This window comes from Desulfococcus multivorans (assembly GCF_001854245.1).
Lineage (GTDB): Bacteria > Desulfobacterota > Desulfobacteria > Desulfobacterales > Desulfococcaceae > Desulfococcus > Desulfococcus multivorans.
On record NZ_CP015381.1, the window covers coordinates 1939318 to 1962986 of the forward strand.

A 23669-nucleotide genomic window follows, 5' to 3' on the forward strand; every position below is an offset into this window, starting at 1 on the left:
TTGTATCCGGGGGCACGCCGAAGACTGAAGGGTTGAGAGGTGCGTCCGCGACAGACGGGGTTCCACCCCTCTTCAGCTTTCAACCGCTATCCGGTTGCCATAACGAAAGTCGGGTTGGGCCGAAACGCGATTATTCCGGAAAATAGAGAACAGCATAGATGCTCGCGGCGGAATCGCCGAAGGATCCCACATGATGCGGGACCACTGAGTTGTAATAAATACTGTCGCCCGCCAGGAGCCGGTGGGTCTTTTTGCCGTAGACAACCTCGACTTCGCCGTCGATCACCACGATGAATTCTTCGCCTTCGTGAGAGGAGAGCTTTATCTCCTTTCCCGATTCGGGAAGCAATTCGATGAAAAAAGGTTCCATATGGCGATCGGTTTTACCGCGGCCCAGGGAATAAAAGCGAGAGGCCACCGGGCGGTCTTTGGCGCGCAGCATGCTGAGTTCGCCCTTGCGATCGGACTTTCGGATGATGAGAGGGTCTTCACTGATCTGGTCGTCCAGAAACGTCCCCAAACGGACACCCAGCGATCGGGCGATTTTAAGGAGTGGTCCCAGGGACGGGTAAATATCCTCCTCCTGAAGGCGTTTCAGGAACCCGGACTCGAGACCGGTTCGTTCGGCGAGGACTTCGAGGGATATTCCTTTCTGGGCCATAATTTTCGTGATGCGTGCGCCGACCTTCTCTAAATTCATTGCATTCTCCTCAAAAACATCGCTTCATCTGGGGGGTTATCGACATAAAGTTGAGATCTATATCAGCTATCGCTGCTCCGGAAAAGAGAAAAATGAGGACTTCAATTCAACTATCGGTATCATGGGCCGGTGCCGGGAGGGGAAGGCTGAAGGGGGGCGTTCGCGGCAGGCAGGGTGCTTATCCTCCCTTCAGTCTTCAGCCGCTTTCCGGCCAACATCGCGAAGTCGAGTTGAGAGAGAGCGACACCGCGATCGATGACCATTCTCTTGATTCGGACCTTCCGGAAATCAGCGCGTTTGAGGAAGCGCGTCGGTTCAGGGTTTGAAGATATCCGGTGTAAAGTCGAGGGTTGCAAAATAATCTGCCGGCGTCTCGGCCCGACGAATCCGTTCAACCGTTCCATCGGCTTTGAGAAGAAGTTCCTGGGGGCGGAGCTTGCCGTTGTAATTGAATCCCATGGCATGGCCGTGGGCTCCGGTGTCATGGATGACCAGGATGTCCCCCTCGTCGATGGACGGAAGCGGTCGCTCGACGGCGAATTTGTCGTTGTTTTCGCAAAGGGAGCCCACGACGTCCACGATTTCGGTCCCGGCCGCTTCGTCCTTGTCGAGCACGTCGATGTGGTGATAGGCGTCATACATCCCGGGGCGCATCAGCGCGGACATACAGGCATCCACACCGATATATTTGCGATATATGTTTTTTCGGTTGATGGCGGTGGTCACCAGAACACCATGAGGACCGCTCATGTATCGACCGCTTTCCATGTAAAGCTGTGGAGCATAATTGTTCCCGGCCGTGAAGCGATCGAGGGCAGCACGGATGCCCCCGGCCATGGCGGCCAGATCCAGACGGGGTTCCTCCGGACGATAAGGGATGCCAAGGCCGCCGCCGATATTGATGAATTCAAAAACGATGTCGATTTCGGAATGAAGCCATTCAATGAGGGAGAGAAGCATCTCGGCGGTCTGGACCATATATGCGTAATTGAGTTCGTTGGATGCGAGCATGGTATGCAGACCGAAGCGACGAGCGCCCATTTCCCGGGCTTGTCGGTAGGCATCCAGGATCTGGTCGTGGCTGACGCCGTATTTGGCATCGACGGGATTCCCGATAATGTCGTTTCCGGTTCTCCGGGGACCGGGGTTGTAACGAAAGCAGATCAACTCAGGCAGCCGGGGGACCTTGGGCAGCAGCGTGATGTCGTCGAGGTTGAGGATGCAGCCTCCTGCCGCATCGGCGCAAAGGAACTCTTCCCGACTGGTGTTGTTGGAGGTGAACATAATATCCTCCGGCTTCGCGCCGATCCTGCGGCTCAGCAACAGTTCGGTGATGGAACTGCAGTCGAAACCGAAACCCATGTCCTGCATGATCTCCAGGATTCTGGGGTTGGGGAGAGCCTTTACCGCAAAAAACTCCCTGAACCCCGGAAGTTCCGAGAAGGCGTGCTTAAGACTGCGTCCGGTCTCCCGGATGCCGATTTCGTCGTAAATGTGAAACGGTGTGCCGTAATGCTCGACAATGGATTTCAGCGCGGGAAACAGACGGTCTTTAAAAGCGCTGGACATTGGCATGGCGTAGGGTCTCCTTGTTCAAAAAGTCAAATGAAATTTATTGGCCCGTCAGGATTCCCGAGATGGGAAACCGGGTTGTTTCTTTGTGAGTGAAGAGTACCGTCAGCGTCCGGGTGGAACGGACCCCTTGAAGGGGGCGGATATTGTCGCGCAGCAAGGTGCCGAGTTCCTGATGATCCGCAACTCTGACTTTCAAGAGAAGGCAGTCTTCCCCGGCGACGTCGTGAACTTCCTGGATTTCCGGCATTTTTGCCAGAATGTCATGAACCCTGTCCTGATCGGGGTCTGAAGCAGAAACCAAAGTTGTGTCGACATCGACGAAGATGAAGGCGATCAGACGACGATTGAATTGTTCGGGGTTCAACCGAACCTCGTATCCGTCGATGATGCCCTGTTTCTCAAGTTTCCGGATACGCTCGAGTACGGCCGACGGCGCCATCCCAACCTGTCGGGCGACTTCGACGTTTGGAATTCTGGCTTTTTCCTGAAGTATGTTCAGGATATTTAGACTAATTTCGTCAATCATTCTTATAATCACCTTAATAAGAATAATATATTTTAGCAAAATAGGTGTGTCAAGAATAAAATTCTGACGTGTTTCCAGGGGCCAATTTTCAGACCATTTTCTTGGAGGTTCGGAATCGGAAATTGGAGTCAGGGGTCAGTCCGGGGCTTGTACGCCGCAATCGGCGCACAAGGTCTGGATGTCGCCGTAGTAGGCCATGGGCATGCGGCTCGCATCGAGGCAGACATGTCGATGGCGGGCCGCCTGTGACGCTGAATCGGCGCTCAACCGGCCCGTCATGGAAAACAAAAGCTCCTGCCACATCCGTGTCGGTGCACGCCGAGGTCTTACCAGTTGGAACGTTTCGCCGACGCCGGCCATTTCGGCGAGTTTGGCAAGGGCCTCCTTTCGGTTCAATGTGCCGTCGATGAGGCCGAAATCCCTGGCCGTTTGGTTGTCGAAGATCTGAGCACCCATTCGCTCCCGGATGACGGCTTCGGAAATGTTTCGATTTTCAGCGACGTGGCGGACGAAATTGTCGTATTCGATATCGGCGCCCTTCTGAAGATTATTGAGTTCTTCATCTGTGGCGCGGCGAAAGGGGTTGCCCAGGTCTTTTCCGCGGCCGGCGGAGATGACGGTGCGCTCGATTCCACTACGGGTGACGATGCCGCCCCCCAGGATACCCCCCTCAATAGCCGTGGGTTCGTCAAAATAGGTAAGGGCCGCACCCAGCACGCCGATGCTGCCGACGTAACTGCCGTAATCCGCGTAAATCGCGTCGGCGCCGGCCATGGCCATGACGGCGCCTGATGCTGAAAGCCCTTCTATGTAGGCGAGCACGGGTTTTCCGGTGGTCTTCTGAAAGGATTTGATCCCCTCGTGGATGGCCATCGATCCGAAGATGGTGCCCCCCGGACTTTGTACGTGGAGGAATATCCCTTTGACCTGGTTGTCATCCGAGGCTTTTTCAAGCACTTTTTGTATTGAATAACCATAGGTCGCGTTGAACCATACCATGGTCGAAGCGCTGATATCCTGGGGCGGGCTGCCCAGAATGATGCCTTCCACGGGCAGGGTCACTAGAAGGTTCTTGCTGTCACGTTTTCCGGAAACAAAGGTATAGTTCAGTTCTTCCGTGGTGACGAGTTCCGTGAGATCCTTTCGTCCGAACATGGCCCCGACACCTATACCGGCGCTGATGAAAAAGGTTGTAAACAGAAACAACAGCACGAAAAAGCTGACAAAAGCGAAAAAGGTCATGCCGAAGATCTTGAGAGGAATTTTCCAGAATTTTGAAACGTCCATGGCTGCTCCGTTGTAACGATCGTTCATTTTTTTACGCTATAGGTCAGGCACACCAGGTCCCTGCCAAGCCGTCTGACATCCTTGAGCTGAAGCTCCATTGAAATCTCCGGGGTAAAGAGCGAGAGCCCGTAGCCGAAAATGGTCGGGGAGATGGTTACGATAATGTCGTCGATAAGACCTGCTTCGGCGAAAAGCGAGTTGACCAGGGCGCCCCCGGCGAGGACGGCCTCCCGATACCCTTCCTTCTCGAGGGTTTCCAGAACGGCCTGGGGCGACAGATCCGTATACCAGAGGTTCTCCCATTGGGAAATGCGTTGCTTGTCTCGGGTGAGAACGATGTTCTTGCGTCCGGACAGCGGCGTACCGATGGTGTCAAAGGTTTTGGAGCCCATGATGACGGCTCCGGCCCGCCGGGTGATGGAGACGAAAAGCTTCTTGTCTTCCGGTCCGGTCCAGTCCGGAAAATGGTCCGGCGTTTTGCCGATCTTCCCGTCGAGGGTAATGGCCATCAGCAGGGTGACCTTCATGGTATTGGCACTCCTATTTTTCTCTTTTTCAACTTTCATGATGGTGACCGGCACCGGCCCGTGAAAGCCGGACGTTGAGTTCCGCTTACAAGGGATGCCTATTGTTTGAACACGAGCCCGTAGGGCCGTTCGCTCCTGGAAATGATTTCCAAAGTGTCGATGATGAGACCTTTCATCGCTTTTCGACCGGCATCACGACCGCTGTCGTCGCCGCTTCTGACGGCCTTGAAAAATTCGACGCAGAGGCGTTTGGCCGAATCATCCCACTGAGTGGTAAAACCGGCCTTTACAGGAGCCTTGGCCGCCCCCTCGCGGGACCCGGGAAGACCCCGTCGGCCGTGGGCCCAGTTGATGATATGGGAATAGTAGATCAAGGCCCTGTCCAGCAGGATGTACAGGAACTGGATGTTTCCCATGGGCCCGACATGAATCTGGGTTCCTCCCAGTTGCATTCCCACCACCTTGGTCTTGGCCAGCCGCTCGGCACCGCCGAAGGCAGCCCATCCTGCGCCGACAAGTCCCCCGATGGCTGAGAAAATACCGAAGGTGAGCCCGTGGGCGGCTACGTCTACCAAAGCGCCGACAGCCGCTCCTCCCAAACCGGCCGCCGTGATGAGTTGTTTTGGCGTGAGCCCCAGAAGCTGCCATGTTCGCTCGTCGAAAAGATCCTCATGGAGTATGGACTGGGGGGGGAGGTCGACATTGAAGATATTGTGCTTGAACAGCCGCCGGATCTTCTGGTGGGCCGTTCTTTCCATCTCTTCGATATCCTGATTGAATCTGGCCTGAAGCGCCTTCTTGGCCGATGCCTCGTCAATCCTGTCGGTAAAATTTCTGGAAACGGAATGGGTCAGGCTTGCCTCCAGGAGGGTACAGATAATCTCGGCCGTCTGGAGATTCCGGTACCGCCAGTCCTTTTTGAATGCCGAAATCACCGTTTCCAGTGCAGGCTGCCAGTCCTGATCGATGTTTTCGAGGTTTTCGAGAAGGCTGATCCGCTCGGCGTAGGTGGCCTTGTGGGCGTTGAAGACCCGAACAGCGTTGAAGTGCTTTCTGAACTCGGCCTTCCATGCCTCGATATAGCCTGTCTCGTCGTCTTTGCAATTGATAACGGCCATACGTGGGCGTCCGGTCAAACGAAGAATTTCCATCTCAGACCGGTCTACACCGCGAACCGGCCGTGATCCGTCGACCACGTAGATAATGCCTGCGCCCCGTTCGATGGGGAGAAAGAGTTCCACATCATCCCGAAATTCCTTGCGGTCGGCGTGGGCCTGTCGAAAGGCCGCCACCATGAGGGTGTCCGGTCCGCTGTACTCGCGCATCCATTGAAGGGTCTGACGAGGATTCTGGAATCCCGGCGTGTCGGTGAACCGGATGATTTCTCTGCCGTCAATGGTCACGGGGAAGGTCCGACATTGAAGCGTCTCCCCCGGCGCCGGACTGATTCGAACGCTGTCGTCCTCGGCCAATGTCGACACTACGGAGGACTTGCCTTCATTGGGATGACCGACGATGGCGAACTCGGGGATACCATCAGGCGTCATGGTTCACCAGCCTTTCGAGCCGCAGATAGGGGTCTCCCAGGGATGTGATTTTCTGATGCCATATCTTCCAGTCCTTCTCCATGACCCGGGTGAATATCGTGTCGGGCGCAGGTTTTCCGATGAGCCCCACTTGAATTCGAGCACGTTCGCCGACGGCCTGTCGCAGATTCCGGATAAAGGCGAGATCCTCACGAATGGGCGGCTGCCACGCTTCTTTGAGGATAAAAAAATCAGCGTTTCCATTTGTGCGGACGGATTCGGAGAGTCGAGCCAGAAAGTCCGGATCAGCGGCGCTGTCTCCCTCCAGGCGTAAGGTGTCTCCGATGCCGAACCCGAAGACCTTGAGCGTCAACGCATCGAGGGTCTCCCGGGGACAGTCATCATAGACGTCGTCCGGAATGATCGCCAGAAGCCGTCCTTCGGCAGGCATGCCGTGGGGGCGTGCCGGCAAGGTTTTTTCTTCGGGGGACGGCGGCGGGGGTTCCGGCCCGGGTTCTCCTTCGGTGCCGACAAGAGGGGTTTCCATCCGCTGGACGAGTTGGTCGGCGCGGCTGTGGGAAAACGTGATCCTGGCCAGCGCCCTGGACTTGAACAGCATTCCGGCCGCCAGAAACAGGAGTCTCGGGATCAGGCCGTAGAAGACGACGGACAGACAGAGAAAGGGCCACCAGGATACCAGGTCCTGGGTGGCGAGGTGATAGATGCCGTCCTTGAGAACCATGTGGGATCCTTCGATCTGGGTCAGCGAGGGGTGTGCCGTTCCGGGCGGGATAAACCACGACCAGGGCATTGCGATGAGTTTTGTCGCCTTGTGAACGATATCCGCACTGAAGAGGATGGATGACTGCCAGCCAAAGGCGATGTCGGTTCCCAGGACCCGCAGAAGGGTTGCGCCCAGGACGCCCACATTGAAGCTGACGCCGAACATCTGGGCGAGGGTGAAAAAGGGCCAGTAGAAGAGGGTGCCGTAAATACGGCGCTTCCCGCGGATCAGTCCGAATATCGCCTCCAGGCTGTTTCGGTGACGTCCTGACACGCGACGCATTGCCAGACGGCCGAATCGGCGCATGAGCGCAACGAGAATCGCGCTGAAGGCAGCGTAGAGGAGGGGGAAGGGGGGGCGTCGGCGCAGGCGGCGTATAACGGCGCCTGCGGCCAGAAGCAGAACGAGAAGCGTCTGCGTGCCCACCAGCAGGCTCAGGTACACGGAGACGTTCACCGGACGCGTTCCGGCATATCTCAGGAGGGAAAAGGCCAGACCGCCGCCGCTCATGATGCCGAAAACGATCGTGGCGAGCACGGTCAGGCGAAATATCTCGGTGAAGGCCTCGCCGGGAAGAAGAACTTCGGGGGTGTCGGATTTCAGGGCGTCGCGTCGCCGTTCAAGCCATTCCCGGATCAGCCGGTGCCGGGGAACGGGCTCCCCCGGGGCAATCCGCGGGAGGATATGGCGGGTGTAGATCTCCCGGTCCCGGAGCGCTGCGGTTTTTCGTGTTGATTCGTCCCCGTCGAGTTCGTCTGCGTGGAGAAAATATTCGAGATCGATGAGGTCTTTAAAACGCCATGTGATTTTCATCGGGTCAAGGTCTGATCGTTGGTGTTGGATGCGGCGGGTTGCGTGGAAAGCGCCGTCTTGTTTGAAATATATAGCCGAAGATGCGCAGAGTGACAAGGTTCAGGCCGATCCAGACCGTCGCGTTTTGGAATTTTCGGCCGACAAATTTCCGGATTTCCGGTTTCATCTGAGGATTGTCAGGCCGATGGGACAGTGATCCGAGCCGAAAACGGTGTCCTCGATGATGGGATCCCGGATTCTGCCTTCGGCGATCATGTTTTCGGTGGTGAAAATATAGTCGATCCGCCAGCCGGCGTTTCGTTCCCGGGCCTTGAACCGGTAGGACCACCACGAATATTTGACCGTTTCCGGATAGAAATGTCTGAAGGTGTCGACATATCCCTCCCGGATGACGGTGTCGATCCAGTCGCGCTCCACTCGGAGAAACCCCGAGTTCTTCTCGTTGGCCTTAGGGTTTTTCAAGTCGATCTCATTGTGTGCCGTATTGTAATCTCCGGCGATGATGATGTGTTTCCCCGCTTTTTTCAGGGGCGAAAGATACGCAAAAAAATCCCGATAGAAATCGAGTTTGTAGCGGAGCCTTTCATCGCTCATCTGGCCGTTGGGAAAATAAACGTTGAAAAAGAGGAAGTCCCCGAAGTCCAATGTGATGATTCTTCCTTCGTCGTCATAACGGGGGTTTCCGATGCCGGTTTCCACCCGGAGCGGCGGAATGCGCGAGTAAACCCCGACGCCGCTGTAACCCTTCTTTACCGTTGAACAGGACCAGTAGGCATCGTATCCGTCTACATGTCGCATCTCCTCCGTCAGCTGGTCCGGCTGGATCTTGGTCTCCTGAACGGCAAACAGATCGGCATCCAGCCGTCGGAAGGTTTCCAGAAAGCCCTTGTTCCACACGGCCCTGAGGCCGTTGAGGTTCCATGAGATCAATTTGATGTCGTTCATGAAGATTCCTTTATGCGGTTTAGCGCTACCACGATTTTGCGCTCAAGACAATAATGAGAATGATAATTCTCTAAAACGGCCGATCCTTTCTTGACAGAGTTGATCCACTTATGTATGGAATAATATTCGATTAATAATAAAAACAGCGGTTTTTCGTAAAATAATCGGGAAAGGCGTCGTCCTTTCCGGAAATACAATGCGAGGTTTGTCAGGTGAAACAGATGAAAATTGGTATACGGAGGGAAGACAAAAGCGTCTGGGAGCGAAGGGTTCCCTTTGTACCGGAAGACCTGAAGGCCCTTAAAGCAAAAGGTCTGGATGTTGTGGTACAGTCAAGTCCCGTGCGTGCTTTCGGGGATGAAGAGTTCCGCGCGGCGGGCATACCGGTTCGGGACCATCTCGAAGACCGTGATCTGATTTTCGGGATCAAGGAGGTGCCGAAGGAGGCCTTTCTGGAGGGGCGGGTCTATGTTTTTTTTGCCCATGTCATCAAAGGTCAGTCTTACAACATGCCCATGCTGAAAACCATGATGGAAAAGGGTGTGACCCTCATCGATTACGAGCGGATCGTGGACGACGAGAACCGTCGACTGATTTTTTTCGGCCGTCATGCCGGTCTCGCCGGGATGGTGAACTCCCTTTGGGCCTTCGGGAAGCGTCTGGCGGCGGAGGGCGTCGAAACGCCGTTTGCCGAGCTTAAACAGGCGAAAGACTACCGGGACCTGAATGAGATCAAAGCCCATGTCACGGCGGTTGGTTCGGCAATTCGCGACGGCGGCCTCCCTGCCGCGATTCATCCCGTCATTGTGGGGATCACCGGCTACGGCAATGTCTCCGCGGGGGCACAGGAGATCCTGGACCTCCTGCCTGTCGTCGAAATCCTTCCCGAGGCGGTCGCTGAAACGGCCGCAGGTTTCGAATCTCCCAGGAACCGCATCTACAAGGCCGTGTTCAAGGAGCATCATTGCGTCAGACCCAGGATCGGGGGCGCGGCCTTCGATCTTCAGGATTATTACCGGCGCGGGAAGGATGCATACGAGAATATTTTTGAAGCGTACCTCGACCACCTGAACCTTCTGATCAACTGCGTTTACTGGGATGAACGGTATCCCCGCCTTGTCACCCTCGAGGCCGTGAAGCGTCTCTGGGCCGATGGCAGACAGCCTAAGCTACGGGTGATCGGAGACATCAGTTGCGATCCGGGAGGATCGATTCAGTGCACGGTGGACGCAACGGACCCCGGAGATCCCGTCTATGTTTATCTTCCTGAAAACAATACCGTTGCCAGGGGCGTCATCGGTCACGGACCCGTTATCATGGCGGTGGATATTCTGCCGACGGAGATACCCCGGGAATCCTCCGTCTATTTCAGCAGCGTTCTTCGAGGAATTGTCGAATTCATGGCCAGGGCGGATTACAGCGTCCCCTATGCGGAACTGGACCTGCCGCCCGAGCTGAAGCGAGCCGTTATTCTTTATCGGGGACGCCTTACCCCCGACTATGCGTATCTTCATCAGTACCTGTAATTCAGTCTTCGGCGTTCGTGACGGCGGGCGGGTAGCGGCTGAAGGGGATCGTTCCCGTCGGTGTGGATCATGGCTGTTGACAAAGGAAGAGACCCATGGATACCTATAATGAAATCATTCGTGCCATCGCTCTGTCGATGGGTGCCGCCTGGGCCAGCGGGATCAATCTTTATGCGACAATTCTGGTGCTGGGCGCCCTGGGTGCGACTCAGAACATCGTCCTTCCGGAGCACCTTCATATTCTGATGAATCCGCTGGTGATGACCAGTGCCGGGCTGATGTTTGTGACGGAGTTTATCGCCGACAAGGTGCCGGGGGTGGATACGGGATGGGATTTGCTGCACACCTTCATCCGCATTCCCGCAGGCGCGGTGCTGGCTGCGGGGGCGGTGGGGGAGGTGTCCCCCGCGTTGGCGCTGACGGCGGCTATCCTGGGCGGCGGCATCGCCGCCGGTGTCCATGCGACCAAGACGGGTTCCAGGGCCCTGATCAACATGTCCCCGGAACCGTTCAGCAACTGGACCGCTTCCATTTCCGAAGACGTTATCGTCGTGGCCGGCATATGGACGGCTCTGAACCATCCGTTGCTTTTTATCGGTCTGTTCATTCTCTTCATCGGCATGGTGATCTGGCTTCTGCCCAGGATCTGGCGGGGACTCAAGCGGGTCTTCGCGGCTGTGGAGCGTTGGGTGAAGGACCGAACGCCGTCTGCCTGATACGGTTTGACACCAAAAAACATTTTTAAAGATAGGGAGGATATTCGGTGACAAAAAAATGGGTATACCTGTTCGATGAGGTCGAGGCTGCGGAAAAGTACGCCGGCGGAACCTGGGACGGTGTTCGAAGCCTTCTGGGCGGTAAAGGCGCCAACCTGGCCGAAATGGCCCGTATCGGCGTTCCCGTGCCGCCCGGTTTTACGGTGACGACCGAGGCTTGCAACGCCTATCTCGCGTCGGGAGGAAAATTTCCGGAAGGGCTCTGGGAGCAGGAACTCGAGGCATTGAAGGCCATTGAGCGGAATACGGGCAAGGTCTTCGGGGATGCTGCGAATCCGCTCCTGGTTTCCTGTCGCAGCGGCGCCAAATTTTCCATGCCGGGGATGATGGATACCGTCCTCAATATCGGCCTCAACGATGAGACGGCCAAAGGCATGGTCGAACTGACGGGCGATGAGCGGTTTGTCTACGATGCCTACCGGCGTCTGGTACAAATGTTCGGAAATGTGGTCATGGGCGTGCCGGACGACCTCTTTGAGGAGGTGATCACCGACGCCCGCATGAAGGAAGGCGTGGAAACCGACGCTGAATTGAGCGCCGAGGCATGGAAAACGGTGACCCGTGAGTTCCAGGCTATCTGCCGACGCCAGAAAGGCTATGGGTTCCCTCGCGATCCGTTTGAACAGCTGCGGCTCGCAACCGAGGCTGTTTTCAAGAGTTGGAACGGGAAGCGGGCCGTGGATTACCGGAACGCCGCCGGCATATCCCACGATTTGGGCACTGCCGTCAGCATCGTGACCATGGTGTTCGGCAACATGGGTGATGATTCGGCCACGGGTGTCGCTATGACCCGGAACGGATCGACCGGAGAACGTCAGATCGAGGGGGACTACCTCACCAACGCTCAGGGGGAGGACGTGGTGGCCGGCATTCGGTTGACCAAAGACCTTTCCGAACTCGAAAGGGAAATGCCTGTAGCCTATGCCGAATTCGAGGATGTGGCCCGGAAGCTCGAGCAGCATTATCGGGAAATGCAGGATGTGGAGTTCACCATCGAAAAGGGAAAGCTCTGGATGCTCCAGACCCGGGACGGAAAACGGACCGCCCAGGCAGCGGTAAGGATTGCCGTGGATATGGCCGAGGAGAATCTCATTTCCCGGGAGGATGCGGTTTTGCGCGTCACCCCGGAGCAGGTGGACTTTTTTCTGCATCCACAGTTCGATCGGAAGGCCGTTGCTGCGGCGAGAGCCTCCGGAACGTTCCTGGGAAGCGGGCTCAACGTCAGCCCCGGTGCCGCCTGCGGTGTGGTGGCTCTGGACGCGGATCTGGCCGAGAAGTGGAGCAAGGAGGGTAAGGATGTGGTCATGGTCCGGCCGGAGACAAAACCGGACGACGTTCACGGCATGCTGGCGGCCAGGGGTATTCTCACCAGCCGCGGCGGTCGCACCAGTCATGCAGCCTTGGTGGCCCGGCAGTTCGGAAAGCCCGCGGTGGTGGGGGTGTCGGAACTTCAGATCGACATGAACCGTCGGCAGATGCGCATCAAGGACGAGATTGTACACGAAGGGGACTGGATCTCCATCGACGGCACCGTGGGGGAACTCTTCCTGGGCAAACTGAGCACGACCGTGCCGGATATACGGGACCCATGGCTCATAAAGCTGCTGTCGTGGGCCGATGAATTCAGGACTCTGGGCGTATGGACCAACGCCGACTATCCCAAGGACGCCCTGCGCGCCAGGGAGTACGGTGCCGAGGGTATCGGACTCTGCCGATCCGAACACATGTTTTTCGAAGCCGAACGTCTTCCCTATGTTCTCAAGATGATCATGACCGATCTTCCCATTGAACGGCGGGAGGCCCTCGAAGCCGTCCTTCCGTTCCAGAGGGAGGATTTCGCAGGGCTTTTTCGTGCCATGGACGGCCTGCCCGTGATCATTCGACTTCTCGACCCGCCGTTGCATGAATTTCTGCCCAATCACGTCGACCTGAGACGGGCTTTGAGCGACATCAAAATTCGACTCCAGCATGCCGACAATCTGGAGAAAATAGACGAGCTGCTTCAGCAATTCAAAGAGAAGGAACAGCTTCTCAAACGGGCCGAAAGTCTGCACGAGGCCAACCCCATGCTGGGTATGCGGGGGGTTCGTCTCGGGATTCTGGTTCCCGAGATTACGACCATGCAGGTACGGGCTATCTTCGAGGCGGCGTGCATCGTCGCCAAGGAGGGCGTGGAGGTCCATCCGGAGGTCATGATTCCGCTCACCGCCCACGTCAACGAACTCAAGGTGCAGCGCCGGCGCCTGGAGGCTGAGGCCCGGCAGGTAATGACCCAAAAGGGTCAGTCCATCGATTATAAGTTCGGCACCATGATCGAATTGCCGCGGGCGGCCTTGACTGCCGACCAGATTGCCGAGCATGCCGAGTTTTTTTCCTACGGCACCAACGACCTGACCCAGACCACTTACGGGATTTCCAGGGATGATGCCGAGGCCGGTTTCCTCATCGACTACATCGAGGAGGGCATTCTGCCGGACAACCCATTCGCCACCATCGACGAAGACGGCGTTGGACAGCTCATGAAAATCGGCATCGAGAAGGGACGCAGTGTTCGGCCCGATCTGGAGTGCGGCATCTGCGGTGAGCACGGCGGCGACCCGGCGTCCATCGCCCTTTGCCACAAACTGGGGTTGACCTATGTCTCCTGTTCGCCGTTCCGTGTGCCGGTGGCCCGGCTGGCCGCGGCCCATGCAGCGATTATGGAGAGGCGCGGGCACGATAAATAGATACGACAAGGTTACGGATAGCGGAAGGGGCGGCTGCGGCCGCCCCTCAACTTTGGAACGGTCGGATATCGGACCGCTCCCGTCTACATCAACATTTTCCGGGAATCCCGGCTGCGTTTCGCGGCCGAAACCGCAAAAGGATCGATTATGAAAACCATACCTCTGAGAAAAACCGGCATTCATCTCAGTGCCGTCATTATGGGAACCTGGCAGGCCGGCAAGGCCATGTGGGCCGGCATCGATGATGATCAGACCGAAAGGGCCATGGCCGCGGCTGTTGATGCGGGCATCACCACCTTCGACACCGCCGCCGTCTATGGGGACGGGCATTCGGAAAGAGTACTGGGAAAGGCCCTCCGTCATGTTCGAAAGGCGGTGGTGATCGCCACCAAGGTTTTTGCGCACTCCCTGGCCTATGAAAAGGTCTTCAAAGCTTGTCACCAGTCCCTTCGAAACCTTCAGACCGATTACATCGACCTCTATCAGATTCACTGGCCTGCCGGGTCCTTCGGCAGCAGGGACGTCCCCATCGAAGAGACGATGCGGGCGCTGAACGCGCTGAAACTGCAGGGGAAGATCCGGGCGGTGGGCGTCTCCAATTTTTCACAGGCCGAGATCGAAGCTGCGGAAGCCTTCGGGACCATCGACAGCTATCAGCCGCCCTATTCCCTGTTCTGGCGGCACATGGAAAAGACCGCCATGGCGTACTGCCGGGAGAAGGGTATTGTCGTCATGGCGTATTCCCCAATGGCCCAGGGCATCCTGACCGGAAAGTTTGGACCGACGCCCCAATTCGAGAAGGGCGATCACCGCGCCAGGAACGTCCTTTTCCAGCCGGAGCATTACACCCGGATTCAGGATGCGCTGAAGGCGCTTCGGCCCATCGCGGAGGAGAACGGGCTGACCCTGGGGCAGCTGGCCCTGGCGTGGGTGGTCTCCCGTGAGGGGACCTGCGCCATCGCCGGCGCGCGCAATGCCGATCAGGTCGTTCAGAACGCCAGGGCCGGCACCGTGAGCCTGCCTTCGGAGGTGTTGAGCGAGATCGACCGTATCGGCCGGACCGTCACCGATCATCTGGGGGACGATCCGGTCATGTGGAAATGGTAGTGAACAGCCGATCGTCGGCTCGCGGCGGTCAGATGGCTACGGTGGACTGAATCGCCGACAGCACCCCGTCGTGAAGCCGGCCGTTGGTGGCCAGGATACCCCGGTGACTTTTGAGGGTTCGACCTTCCGTAAAACCGAGGGGGCTGCCGCTGAAATCGGTCACCCGGCCGCCGGCCTCCGTTACGACGGCGGCGCCGGCGGCATGGTCCCAGATTTTTTCCCGATATGCCGAGCTCCGGGGCAGGCGAAGATATATGGATGCTTCGCCTGAGGCTATCGCTGCATATTTGGCCTGGCTGTCGATGCGGCAGGGGGATGCGAGAATCCCCAGGCGGTCGCAGATTCGCCGGTGGACCTCGTGATCGCTGTGGGCGCTTTCCACCGACTCACAGAATCGGGCAGCTTCGGGCCGGTTCGTTCCATCCACCCGGATGGGTTTGGCGTTCAAATCGTTCCTGCCGACGGGGGTCCCCGGTTCGATGGGGGCGGCAAAGGCGCCGCCGCCTGCAACGGCATAGAAGATGGCCCCGTTGGCTCCCCATTTTTCAGGATTGAAATTGGGGCATCCCAGGACGCCCAATACCACCCGGCCCGCCTCTATCAACGCCAGGGCCACGGCATACTGGTCTCCTCTTAAAAACCCCTTGGTGCCGTCGATGGGATCCACGGTCCAGAACCGCCCGGAGAAATTCGTATCACGGGCGCCCCGGTCGATGGCCTCGATCAGGGCATCCTCGTCCACGGCGCCGATCGCGTTCGAGACGAGGTTATGGACCTTTCCGCGGAGAACGTCGTTTTTCCGCAACAGCACGGCATCCTCTTCCCCCACCAGGGGATCTTCGGGAAAAGCAGCGGACAAGGCCATGCTGATGATCGCCTGACTTCCGAAATCGGCGATGGTGACCGGTGAACGATCCTTTTTCTGGACGCTCTCCGCATCGACCAAAGTCTGTTGGACGTCTCGGCACAGTTTTGCTGCACGGCTCACGGCTGAAAGTGCAATATCAAGTTCTTTTCGATACATCGGAATCCTTTCCCGGTCGGGTCGTCAGACCGGCGTGAAATGAATTGACGGGCGGCGGACTCTCGTATACTTTTCGACAGTAATGACCATCATCGCAACAATCAGGTTAACCATCAAGGATTTTTAAAGGATTCACGGATGATTCGGCCAAGGAAACCCATTGTGATGCAACAGCCATATGCGAGGATATTGACGGTCGCGGGCGTCATGGTGCTTTCAGTGTTTTTTCGGGTCCGGTTCGGGGACAGGAGCAGGAGCGGCGGAACGTCGGTGAAAGGGCAACGGAACCCGCTGCGCTGTCGGCAAGGGACGGCGATACCATCGAGACCCTCAAGAGCCTTATCCAGACCCGAATGGAGATCAACACACAGATCAAGGACACGAAGCAGGCGCGGAACGTCGCCGGAAGCGAGGGGGAGAAGACGGCTACCAGCACGGCGCTGGACCAGCTCAGGGCTAAACTCTCGGAGGTGGAGTCTGATTTCGAGAGCATTGCCACCGGCGTTGATATCGAGAATTTTCTTGTGAAATCGCAGGAAAAGATCGATTGGAAAGAGGAGCTTTCAACGCTTCTGACGCCGCTGCTCAGTGAATTGAAACAGCTTACCGATCGTCCACGGCAGCAGGAGAAACTGAGGAGCGAGATTCAACTTCAGCAAAACCAGTTGGCGACCATTAAAGTTGCGCTTCGGAACATCGATACGCTGATTCAGAATACCGCGGATGACGATATCCGCCTCAAAAAGGCACTGGAGGGGCTGCGAGAGGAATGGCTGCGCCGGGAACGGCAGGTCGCCGACAGGCTCAAGGTGGATCAGTACCAGCTCCAGGAACTCCTGAGGCAGCGACAATCTATCTTCGATTCCTCCCAGGAGGTTGTGAAGTCCTTTTTCAGGAGTCGCGGAAAAAATTTCATCATGGCCGTGGTCGCCTTTTTCGCCACTTTTTTTCTCATGCGCTATGTTCACCGGCTGGTATACCGATTCAGTCCCATTCATAAGCGCGGCGAGCGCACCTTCATCATCCGAATGATGGATGTGTTTTATCATATCCTGACGGGAATCGGGGCCACCGGCGCGCTCCTATTCGTTCTCTATACGGTCGGAGACTGGCTTCTGCTCAGCTTTGCCATCATCTTCATCATCGGTGTCGCCTAGACGGCGAAGGCGGGGCTCCCCATGTTCTGGCGACAGGTTCAACTGATGCTCAATCTGGGCACGGTCCGGGAAAACGAGCGAATCATCTTCAACGGCATACCGTGGCGGGTGGCATCTTTGAACGTCTATGCAACACTCGATAATCCGGATCTCCGGCCGAGGCTCCTCCGGGTTCCGCTTCGAGACATCCTCGACCTCAATTCCCGGACCTATGATGCCGAGGAACCCTGGTTCCCCTGCCGAATCCACGAGTGGGTCCTGCTGTCGGACGGGAACTGGGGAGAAATCGTCAGTCAGACGCCGGAGATGGTTCAACTGGTGTCAAGGGGCGGCAGCCGCATTACCTACCCGACCCAGGATTTTTTGGGACTCGGTCCCAAAAACATTTCGAAGGGGTTCAGAATCAAAATTGTCTTCGGCCTCGATTACAATCTCCAGGCGTCGATCACCCAGGCCGTCCCCGAGAAGCTCGAGGCATCCCTCAGGGCAAAATTGGAGGAGACCGGCTACTACGGGGACCTGGTTCAGCTCAAGGTCGAGGTGGCGGCGGCAGGTCCGTCATCGCTGGATTTGGCGATCATTGCCGATTTTTCCGGAAAGATGGCGTGTTACTACAACAAACTGAACCGACTTATCAATCGGATGGCCATCGAAACCTGCAACGAAAATGAATGGAATATTCCTTTTCCCCAACTCACCGTTCATACCCAGGAGCCGTTGCGATTCCAGATGGACGGGTCCTTGTCATGAGATAACTTGCGTATTATAGTAAAAGGTAACGTTATGAGGACCCAGACATGCCGATAGAGGGCGCATTCAGGTTTTGGGTCTGGAAAGGTTCAATGGATTCCAATCTCAACAGAAAGGACGACCACCATGATCAGCAAAGCCGAACTATGTGACAAAATTCGAAAAATATATCCGGATATCGGTGAGTGCGGGATTGACGTCGAGGTCGATTACGATGCCGAACAAAAAGCCTGGGTCGTGGATCTCAAAAAAGGCGGCCATGAGCTCAAGACATTTCTCGAGGACAACGATGCGGAAAAATGCATGGAGGGAAAGCAGTGTGTCAGTCTGGGCATCGAAATTGCTCAACTTAGAGCGAATATCGAGAGAATGAAGGAAGCGGATGGCCGGTCGTGAAAATATTTTTCGGGCATCTTGCGGGCGGCCTGTTGACGGCCTCCGCAAGATGCCTTTCTTTGGAATGGCCCTGCGGCGGATTCGGTTTGACGGATGCCGCTGCAGAAGTTACATTCCCAGATAGTCCAGTTCGAAGGGCCATGCCTCGTGGCCGCCTTCCATGAACCATACCCGATCGAATCCCGCGGCCTGAAGGATACGCTGGGCCTCATACCCCCTGAGGCTGATCTTGCAGAACGTGATGATGTCCTTGTCCCTGGGCAGCTCATTCAGGCGTTCGCGCAGTGAACCCAGGGGGATGTGGACGACCTTGTCATAAGCCATCTTGAGCATCTTGTTCTCATCGGGCTCCCGGACATCCAGAAGCAGAACATCCCCTTGGTCCATCCGTTCCTTGGCGTCGTAAACACTGATGGATCGGGCGATGCCGTCCATCTTGTTGCTGAGCACGTGGGCGCATACGGCGATGGGATCGATGGGTGGACCGAAGGGTGGGGCATACGCCAGATCAATATCGGCCAGATCCTCTACGGTCCCGCCGTAATAGAGGGTGCCGGCGGCCACGTCCAGGCGTTTGGCGCCGTCCCCGGCCCCGGCGACCTGAACTCCCAGTACCTTGCGGTCCCGCTTCGAGGCCAGCATTTTGATCAGGAAATAGCGGGCGTTCTTCATGTAATGCGGCCGATCGGGTCCGCCCCAGACGATGGATTCGTAAGCAATGCCCAGCTTTTTGGCCATGGCTTCGGTCAGGCCGGTTCGACCGACGGTATAGTCAAAGACCTTGACGACGCCGGTGCCGTTGATGCCGGGAAAAGGCGTCTGCTGTCCGGCGATGTGATTGGCGATGGTCCGTCCGTGCTTGTTGGCCGTCGACCCCAAAGGAACATACATGGGTGGGGCCACGGTTTTGTTGATGAAACGATTGAGTACGCAGTCGCCGCCGGCGTAGATATCCGGGTCGCTGGTCTGGCAATTGTTGTTGATGAGAATGCCCCGATCACAAAATAGCCCGGCTTCTCGGGCCAATTCGTCATTGGGGCGGGTACCCACGGCCACTACGACGCAGTCGGCTGAAATAGAACGTTGATCGGTTTTGACGGCCGTCACTTTGCCGTCCCCGTCGCCTTCGAGTCCCACCACCCGTTCGCCCAGAGCCAGGTCCACATCATTGTCCTCCAGATGAAGCTGGACGTAGGCGGCCAGATCCCGATCCATCACGCCGGGCAGCACATGGTCGAACATCTCGACCATGGTAACGTTCATATCCTTGTACATCAAGGCTTCGGCCATTTCCATGCCGATAAAACCAGCGCCCACCATTACGGCGTTTTTAAGCCCCTGGGCTGCGATTTCCTCTACGAGGGTCCGGGCGTGTTCGGGGTGGGTCATGAACCACACGTTTTTGAGATCGATGCCCGGGATGGGAGGACGAAAGGCCGAACCGCCGGCGGCGATCACCAGTTTGTCATAAGGCAGGTCCGATTCGACCCCGGTGTCGAGGGCTTTGACGGTTACGGTCTTCCGGCTCCGGTTGATCCGGATGGCCTCGGTTCGGGCAAGGACTTTGAATCCTTTGGTCTTTTCAAAAAATTCGGCGGTGCGCGGCAAGCCCACCTGAGTGTGAGTGAGGGCGTTGATGTTCAGAAATTCGCCCTCAACGTAATAGGGAAGTCCGCAGGCACCGTAGGATATCAACCGGTCCCGTTCGATCATCGTGATATCCGCATCGGGACAGAGCCGTTTCAACCTCGAAGCGGTTTTCGGGCCGCACGCGACGCCGCCGATGATCAGGACACGCAAGTTAGACATGAGATTTTTCCTTTCGTCTGAAAAGGTCATAATTTGAGCCGTTGCCGACAGAAACGACAAATGCGAATTATCTCTTTTATGGTTTATACAAAGATCCCCAGCGGTTTGTCAACGGGTTCACTTTGAATGATTTCAAAAAAGTTTTCAAGAGGCGTTGATTCGGCCGATCTCCGAGTCGTTGCGAGTTCCGTCAGCCTGTCGACAAAATAGGTCTTCGCCTCGGCGTAAGCCTGTTGAGACGAGAAGACCGCTGCGGCTGACGTCATAAGATCAAATGCTTGGGGTGTATCCAAGAATCAATCGGATTCGCGGTTCGTGAGGATCGACTGGTCCTGATCATCAGTTCTCCTTGGTCGCTCTCTGGTAAATCATACCGCCGGAACCGTCCGGGACTTTTTTCAAATTCCAGTACTGTTCTCTGATCTCCGTCAATCGTTGCGTTACATCCTCAACGGCAATCATGACCTCATTGAGAAAATAATTCATCTCTGAAGCATGGGATGTGATTTCATCCAAGATTTTTTCCCATCCTGTTGTTGCATCCCCATTGGATCCTTTCTCTGTCAGTGCTTCAATATCCGACAAAAAAGCTTTAATCATTTCAACGCCCATCATGATCACGTTCAGCGGTGATGCCAGATCATCCGCAAAACAGCCTGCAAGCTGGCTGATTGCCTCGAGCTCCTTTTGTCTGATTGCCTCCGTGATGTTGTGAGCGATTCCCTGATAAGAGACAACTTTTCCGGTGTCATCTCTTTGCGCAATGACATTCAAACCTATTTCGAATTTTTCGCCTTTGACATTCTGAAGCAACATTCTGGTCCGTGCGGCCTCTCCTTTTTCCAGAATCTCTTTGACCAGTGATGCCATTGTCGCAGGATCCACATAAAAATCCTTTATGTTTCTTTGTGTTGTTTCCTGTTTGCTGCTGAGTCCGAGAAGTTCGATGCCGGCTGGATTGATATCGAGGATTTGCCCATCTGTTTTAAGGATATATATCATATCCTTAGAGCGTTCGAAGATGCGTCGATATTTTTCCTCACTCGCCTGGAGTTTGTCGAGTGCCTTCTTTTTTTCGGTGATGTCTTCAATAATATGATTGATTCTTCTTACCGCTCCTGTCTTCATGTATTCGACGCGACCGTAATCCAAAACCCATTTTATCTTGCCTTTCGGGGCAACAATCCGATAACTGATCTCAGAAAATCCCTTCTCAAACAAATCGGTGTAATGGGCAAGGACGTTATTCTTATCAAGGTCGTGAACGAAATCGAAAATACTTACTTTTTTGTTCAGAATATAAGATGCCGGCACTTCATAAAAAGAAAAGGCTGAGGAATTGACCTCCACAAGATGATCGTCAAAAAATGAAAAATCAGTTATGCTGTTTTTATCGACTTCTTCAATATATGAGAAAGAAAGCACCAGTTCACGCATGTGATCCAGAATGCTTCTGAGCCTTGTATTCAGTCTTTCAATTTCAAGTTTTTCTTTTTTTCTCTCGGTGATGTCCCTGATATAGTTGTCGTCCATGAATTTGCTGATATCGACGATGCCCAGGATGCGCTGTTGTTGATCCACCACCGGAAGCGCCAAAAGCTTATGGTGGGCCAGCAGGTCATAAGCCTGCGATATTGTCGCATGCTGGGGAATGGTTATCAGTTTTCGGATCATCAGCTCTGAAATGCGCTGGTCCAGGGGCGTAGTGAGCAGCCGTCGGGTCAGAATCACACCCATCAATTGTCCGGCGTTGTCCACCACGTAGAAATAAACGATTTTTTCTCCGAAGCCATGCAATCTGATGTAGTCCAATGCTTGCTGAACAGTGTAATCCTCACGCAGCGTGATAATGTCCTGGTGCGCGATAGTCAAGGCCGGTTGATGTAAATCGATCTGTTCCTTCATCTTAAAAATTCAACTTTCGACGTTCATGATGGTGGCCGTATCCTCCCGGCACCGGTTCAGGGCTTCCTTGACCCGTTCCGGGGTCATGGGAAGTTGACGCAGCCTGGCTCCTGTCGCATCATATACCGCCGTGGCCAGGACGCCGCCCATGCAGATGATGGCGGGTTCTCCGCCGCCCTTCGGGGACAGGTTGGGGTTTTCCAGGATCACGGTCTCGAGCTCGGGCAGCCACGAAAATATTGGAATGGCATAGGTGTCCCATCCCCGGCAGCCGGATGTCCCCGGCGAATCGGGCCTTTCCCAGGACCTTCCGGATGGCGTCCCGCCGCAGGAAAGGCCTGCCGCTGGTGGTGTATGCCGATGCGGGTTTGAGCCGTGGCAGCTCCGAAAGATGCCGTTCGATGATCCGCCCTGCGGTGAGCGCTCCATAGGTCACCCGAATCGCAGGGCGTTCCCGGTCCCAGACCAGGCCGTTTTTGACCGACAGCCGATTCCTGGGGCAGGACAGCCGCTCAGCCGCCATGTCCAGGAGGACGGCTCTGGCCTCGCAGGCGGCCTCTTTGACGAAAATCCCGTAATAGCGGGTCGAAAGAGAGCCCCAGGTGCCGGCGTCCCAGGGGCAGAGATCCGTATCTCCCAGGACCATCTCCACCGATTCATAGGCCACGTCCAGCTCTTCGGCCGCCATCTGGGCGAAAGAGGTGATGACGCCCTGGCCCATTTCGATCTTTCCCACGAAGCAGGTCACCCGGTTGTCCGGATCGATGCGCAGAAAGGCATTGAAATCGCTCGGCACCCGGCTTCCGAGAAGCCCCGTTCTCAGGGCACGGGCCTCGGCAGGAAGATCTCCCAGGGTGCCGTAGATGACGAGGCCCCCGCCCAGAAGACCCATGCGCTTCAGAAACTCCCGCCGGTCCATGCCCGGGGAGGGGGCCGCCGCTTCGGTCCGATCCTGGATAAAAGGGACTTCCTTTTTCATGATTTGCCTCCTTTCAGCATCTCCGCCGCGGTGTGAACGGCCGCCAGGATGCGCACATGGGCCCCGCAGCGGCAGAGATGGTCGTCCAGGGCCTCGATGATCTCCTCCCGGGTGGGGCTCGGGTTGGATGCCAGCAGGCTGTGGGCCTTGAGGATCATGCCGGGGGTGCAGAACCCGCACTGGAGGGCGTCGTGGCGGACAAAGGCCTGCTGAATGGGATGGAGCTTCCCTTCCGCGCCGATCCCCTCGATGGTGGTGACGTGTCTCCCCGCCACGAACCCCACGGTGATCTGGCAGGAGGGGAGGGCTTCGCCGTCCACCAGGACCGTGCAGGCACCGCACGCCCCCTCGCCGCAGCCGTATTTGGTTCCCGTAAGGCCCAGATCGGTCCGAAGGACCCACAGGAGGGTCCGCTCCTCGTCGATGTCGAGGCTCACGGGTTTGTCGTTGAGGGTAAACCGGATTGTCTTCACCATCGGAAACCTCCCTTGTGTAAGGGTTTTCGGCCAGGAGGGCGATTCGTCGCAACACAAAGGGGGCAGCGATCGGGGCAGTTCGCGGCGCAGACCCTTTCGGGGAACTTTTTCTATCTCTTGCAGATACCTGATTTGCGTCGTGATGTCCATAGGCAGGCATGGCGATCGGGAGCACTCTTTCGGATGGATTCCAGTGGGGCTCGGTTGAGTCGGCGCGGAGACGGTCCGCAAAATACATCTGAAAGGTCTCAGGCAGATTGAATTGAATGGTTTTTTAAAAAAATTGTGGTATTCTATATTTTTCGATGATTCAATTTTCGACTTTCATGATAGCGACCGGACAGCGGTGCCGGGA

The 23669-nt window shown here is 56.2% G+C and carries 20 protein-coding genes; 7 read left to right on the forward strand and 13 right to left on the reverse strand.

What is annotated here, in order from left to right:
* Positions 1–130 precede the first annotated feature (130 nt).
* The 8 genes from dmul_RS08425 to dmul_RS08465 form a co-directional block, all read right to left on the reverse strand.
* Positions 131–700 carry a cupin domain-containing protein gene (locus dmul_RS08425; protein WP_020875657.1) on the reverse strand — a complete coding sequence of 190 codons (570 nt, stop codon included), beginning with the start codon at positions 698–700 and terminating at the stop codon, positions 131–133.
* A gap of 315 nt (positions 701–1015) precedes the next feature.
* Positions 1016–2275, reverse strand: coding sequence for a diaminopimelate decarboxylase (locus tag dmul_RS08435; protein ID WP_020875658.1), 1260 nt, complete (start codon positions 2273–2275; stop codon positions 1016–1018).
* A gap of 37 nt (positions 2276–2312) precedes the next feature.
* Positions 2313–2801, reverse strand: a complete 489-nt coding sequence (locus dmul_RS08440) for an Lrp/AsnC family transcriptional regulator (RefSeq protein ID WP_020875659.1) — start codon at positions 2799–2801, stop codon at positions 2313–2315.
* Positions 2802–2936: 135 nt separating this feature from the next.
* Positions 2937–4088: a S49 family peptidase gene (locus dmul_RS08445; protein ID WP_020875660.1), complete on the reverse strand. Its 1152-nt coding sequence runs from the start codon at positions 4086–4088 to the stop codon at positions 2937–2939.
* Positions 4089–4111: 23 nt separating this feature from the next.
* Positions 4112–4615, reverse strand: a complete 504-nt coding sequence (locus tag dmul_RS08450; protein WP_020875661.1) for a dihydrofolate reductase family protein — start codon at positions 4613–4615, stop codon at positions 4112–4114.
* A gap of 98 nt (positions 4616–4713) precedes the next feature.
* Entirely contained in the window at positions 4714–6162 is a 1449-nt protein-coding gene (locus dmul_RS08455; protein WP_020875662.1) for a GTPase/DUF3482 domain-containing protein, read from the reverse strand.
* Positions 6152–7738 carry a DUF2868 domain-containing protein gene (locus dmul_RS08460; protein WP_020875663.1) on the reverse strand — a complete coding sequence of 529 codons (1587 nt, stop codon included), beginning with the start codon at positions 7736–7738 and terminating at the stop codon, positions 6152–6154. Before dmul_RS08460 ends, dmul_RS08455 begins: the two co-directional genes overlap by 11 nt.
* Positions 7739–7900: 162 nt before the next feature.
* Entirely contained in the window at positions 7901–8683 is a 783-nt protein-coding gene (locus dmul_RS08465; RefSeq protein WP_020875664.1) for an exodeoxyribonuclease III, read from the reverse strand.
* Positions 8684–8904: 221 nt separating this feature from the next.
* On the opposite strand from dmul_RS08465, the gene dmul_RS08470 reads away from it, so the two are divergent.
* From dmul_RS08470 to dmul_RS08485, 4 genes are all read left to right on the forward strand, one after another.
* Positions 8905–10209: a Rossmann-fold NAD(P)-binding domain-containing protein gene (locus tag dmul_RS08470; protein WP_020875665.1), complete on the forward strand. Its 1305-nt coding sequence runs from the start codon at positions 8905–8907 to the stop codon at positions 10207–10209.
* A gap of 95 nt (positions 10210–10304) precedes the next feature.
* Complete coding sequence (locus tag dmul_RS08475; protein WP_020875666.1) at positions 10305–10925, forward strand: DUF4126 domain-containing protein; 621 nt, start codon at positions 10305–10307, stop codon at positions 10923–10925.
* 47 nt (positions 10926–10972) lie between these two features.
* On the forward strand, positions 10973–13711 hold the full coding sequence (gene ppdK, locus dmul_RS08480; protein WP_020875667.1) for a pyruvate, phosphate dikinase: 2739 nt from the start codon (positions 10973–10975) through the stop codon (positions 13709–13711).
* A 147-nt stretch (positions 13712–13858) separates the two neighbouring features.
* Positions 13859–14818: an aldo/keto reductase gene (locus dmul_RS08485; RefSeq protein ID WP_020875668.1), complete on the forward strand. Its 960-nt coding sequence runs from the start codon at positions 13859–13861 to the stop codon at positions 14816–14818.
* Positions 14819–14846: 28 nt separating this feature from the next.
* On the opposite strand, the gene dmul_RS08490 is transcribed toward dmul_RS08485, so the two are convergent.
* Positions 14847–15842 carry a 3'(2'),5'-bisphosphate nucleotidase gene (locus tag dmul_RS08490; RefSeq protein WP_020875669.1) on the reverse strand — a complete coding sequence of 332 codons (996 nt, stop codon included), beginning with the start codon at positions 15840–15842 and terminating at the stop codon, positions 14847–14849.
* Between the two features lie 353 nt (positions 15843–16195).
* Between dmul_RS08490 and dmul_RS08495 the strand changes: the two genes are divergently transcribed.
* The 3 genes from dmul_RS08495 (at position 16196) to dmul_RS08505 (ending at position 18145) form a co-directional block, all read left to right on the forward strand.
* Positions 16196–16999 (forward strand): AI-2E family transporter, encoded by an 804-nt coding sequence (locus dmul_RS08495; RefSeq protein ID WP_020875670.1) that lies wholly within the window; start codon positions 16196–16198, stop codon positions 16997–16999.
* 21 nt (positions 17000–17020) lie between these two features.
* Positions 17021–17749, forward strand: coding sequence for a mechanosensitive ion channel family protein (locus dmul_RS08500; protein WP_020875671.1), 729 nt, complete (start codon positions 17021–17023; stop codon positions 17747–17749).
* Between the two features lie 126 nt (positions 17750–17875).
* On the forward strand, positions 17876–18145 hold the full coding sequence (locus tag dmul_RS08505; protein WP_020875672.1) for a hypothetical protein: 270 nt from the start codon (positions 17876–17878) through the stop codon (positions 18143–18145).
* A gap of 108 nt (positions 18146–18253) precedes the next feature.
* Here dmul_RS08505 and dmul_RS08510 read toward each other — a convergent pair whose 3' ends face one another.
* From dmul_RS08510 to dmul_RS08530, 4 genes are all read right to left on the reverse strand, one after another.
* Positions 18254–19954, reverse strand: a complete 1701-nt coding sequence (locus tag dmul_RS08510; RefSeq protein ID WP_020875673.1) for an FAD-dependent oxidoreductase — start codon at positions 19952–19954, stop codon at positions 18254–18256.
* Positions 19955–20293: 339 nt separating this feature from the next.
* Positions 20294–21859 (reverse strand): PAS domain S-box protein, encoded by a 1566-nt coding sequence (locus tag dmul_RS08520; protein ID WP_020875674.1) that lies wholly within the window; start codon positions 21857–21859, stop codon positions 20294–20296.
* A gap of 118 nt (positions 21860–21977) precedes the next feature.
* Complete coding sequence (locus dmul_RS08525; protein ID WP_020875675.1) at positions 21978–22838, reverse strand: molybdopterin cofactor-binding domain-containing protein; 861 nt, start codon at positions 22836–22838, stop codon at positions 21978–21980.
* Positions 22835–23314, reverse strand: a complete 480-nt coding sequence (locus tag dmul_RS08530; protein ID WP_020875676.1) for a (2Fe-2S)-binding protein — start codon at positions 23312–23314, stop codon at positions 22835–22837. The genes dmul_RS08525 and dmul_RS08530 overlap by 4 nt, the downstream gene beginning before the upstream one ends.
* Between the last annotated feature and the right edge of the window lie 355 nt (positions 23315–23669).

Bases quoted from the DNA above. Each gene is read 5' to 3' on its own strand.
- dmul_RS08440 (WP_020875659.1), bottom strand. From the start codon at position 2,801: ATGATTGACGAAATTAGTCTAAATATCCTGAACATACTTCAGGAAAAA.
- dmul_RS08510 (WP_020875673.1), bottom strand. From the start codon at position 19,954: ATGTCTAACTTGCGTGTCCTGATCATCGGCGGCGTCGCGTGCGGCCCG.
- dmul_RS08465 (WP_020875664.1), bottom strand. From the start codon at position 8,683: ATGAACGACATCAAATTGATCTCATGGAACCTCAACGGCCTCAGGGCC.
- dmul_RS08500 (WP_020875671.1), top strand. From the start codon at position 17,021: ATGTTCTGGCGACAGGTTCAACTGATGCTCAATCTGGGCACGGTCCGG.
- dmul_RS08475 (WP_020875666.1), top strand. From the start codon at position 10,305: ATGGATACCTATAATGAAATCATTCGTGCCATCGCTCTGTCGATGGGT.
- dmul_RS08445 (WP_020875660.1), bottom strand. From the start codon at position 4,088: ATGGACGTTTCAAAATTCTGGAAAATTCCTCTCAAGATCTTCGGCATG.
- dmul_RS08455 (WP_020875662.1), bottom strand. From the start codon at position 6,162: ATGACGCCTGATGGTATCCCCGAGTTCGCCATCGTCGGTCATCCCAAT.
- dmul_RS08450 (WP_020875661.1), bottom strand. From the start codon at position 4,615: ATGAAGGTCACCCTGCTGATGGCCATTACCCTCGACGGGAAGATCGGC.
- dmul_RS08530 (WP_020875676.1), bottom strand. From the start codon at position 23,314: ATGGTGAAGACAATCCGGTTTACCCTCAACGACAAACCCGTGAGCCTC.
- dmul_RS08520 (WP_020875674.1), bottom strand. From the start codon at position 21,859: ATGAAGGAACAGATCGATTTACATCAACCGGCCTTGACTATCGCGCAC.
- dmul_RS08490 (WP_020875669.1), bottom strand. From the start codon at position 15,842: ATGTATCGAAAAGAACTTGATATTGCACTTTCAGCCGTGAGCCGTGCA.
- dmul_RS08505 (WP_020875672.1), top strand. From the start codon at position 17,876: ATGATCAGCAAAGCCGAACTATGTGACAAAATTCGAAAAATATATCCG.
- dmul_RS08470 (WP_020875665.1), top strand. From the start codon at position 8,905: ATGAAAATTGGTATACGGAGGGAAGACAAAAGCGTCTGGGAGCGAAGG.
- dmul_RS08495 (WP_020875670.1), top strand. From the start codon at position 16,196: ATGGAGATCAACACACAGATCAAGGACACGAAGCAGGCGCGGAACGTC.
- dmul_RS08425 (WP_020875657.1), bottom strand. From the start codon at position 700: ATGAATTTAGAGAAGGTCGGCGCACGCATCACGAAAATTATGGCCCAG.
- dmul_RS08435 (WP_020875658.1), bottom strand. From the start codon at position 2,275: ATGCCAATGTCCAGCGCTTTTAAAGACCGTCTGTTTCCCGCGCTGAAA.
- dmul_RS08485 (WP_020875668.1), top strand. From the start codon at position 13,859: ATGAAAACCATACCTCTGAGAAAAACCGGCATTCATCTCAGTGCCGTC.
- dmul_RS08460 (WP_020875663.1), bottom strand. From the start codon at position 7,738: ATGAAAATCACATGGCGTTTTAAAGACCTCATCGATCTCGAATATTTT.
- dmul_RS08525 (WP_020875675.1), bottom strand. From the start codon at position 22,838: ATGAAAAAGGAAGTCCCTTTTATCCAGGATCGGACCGAAGCGGCGGCC.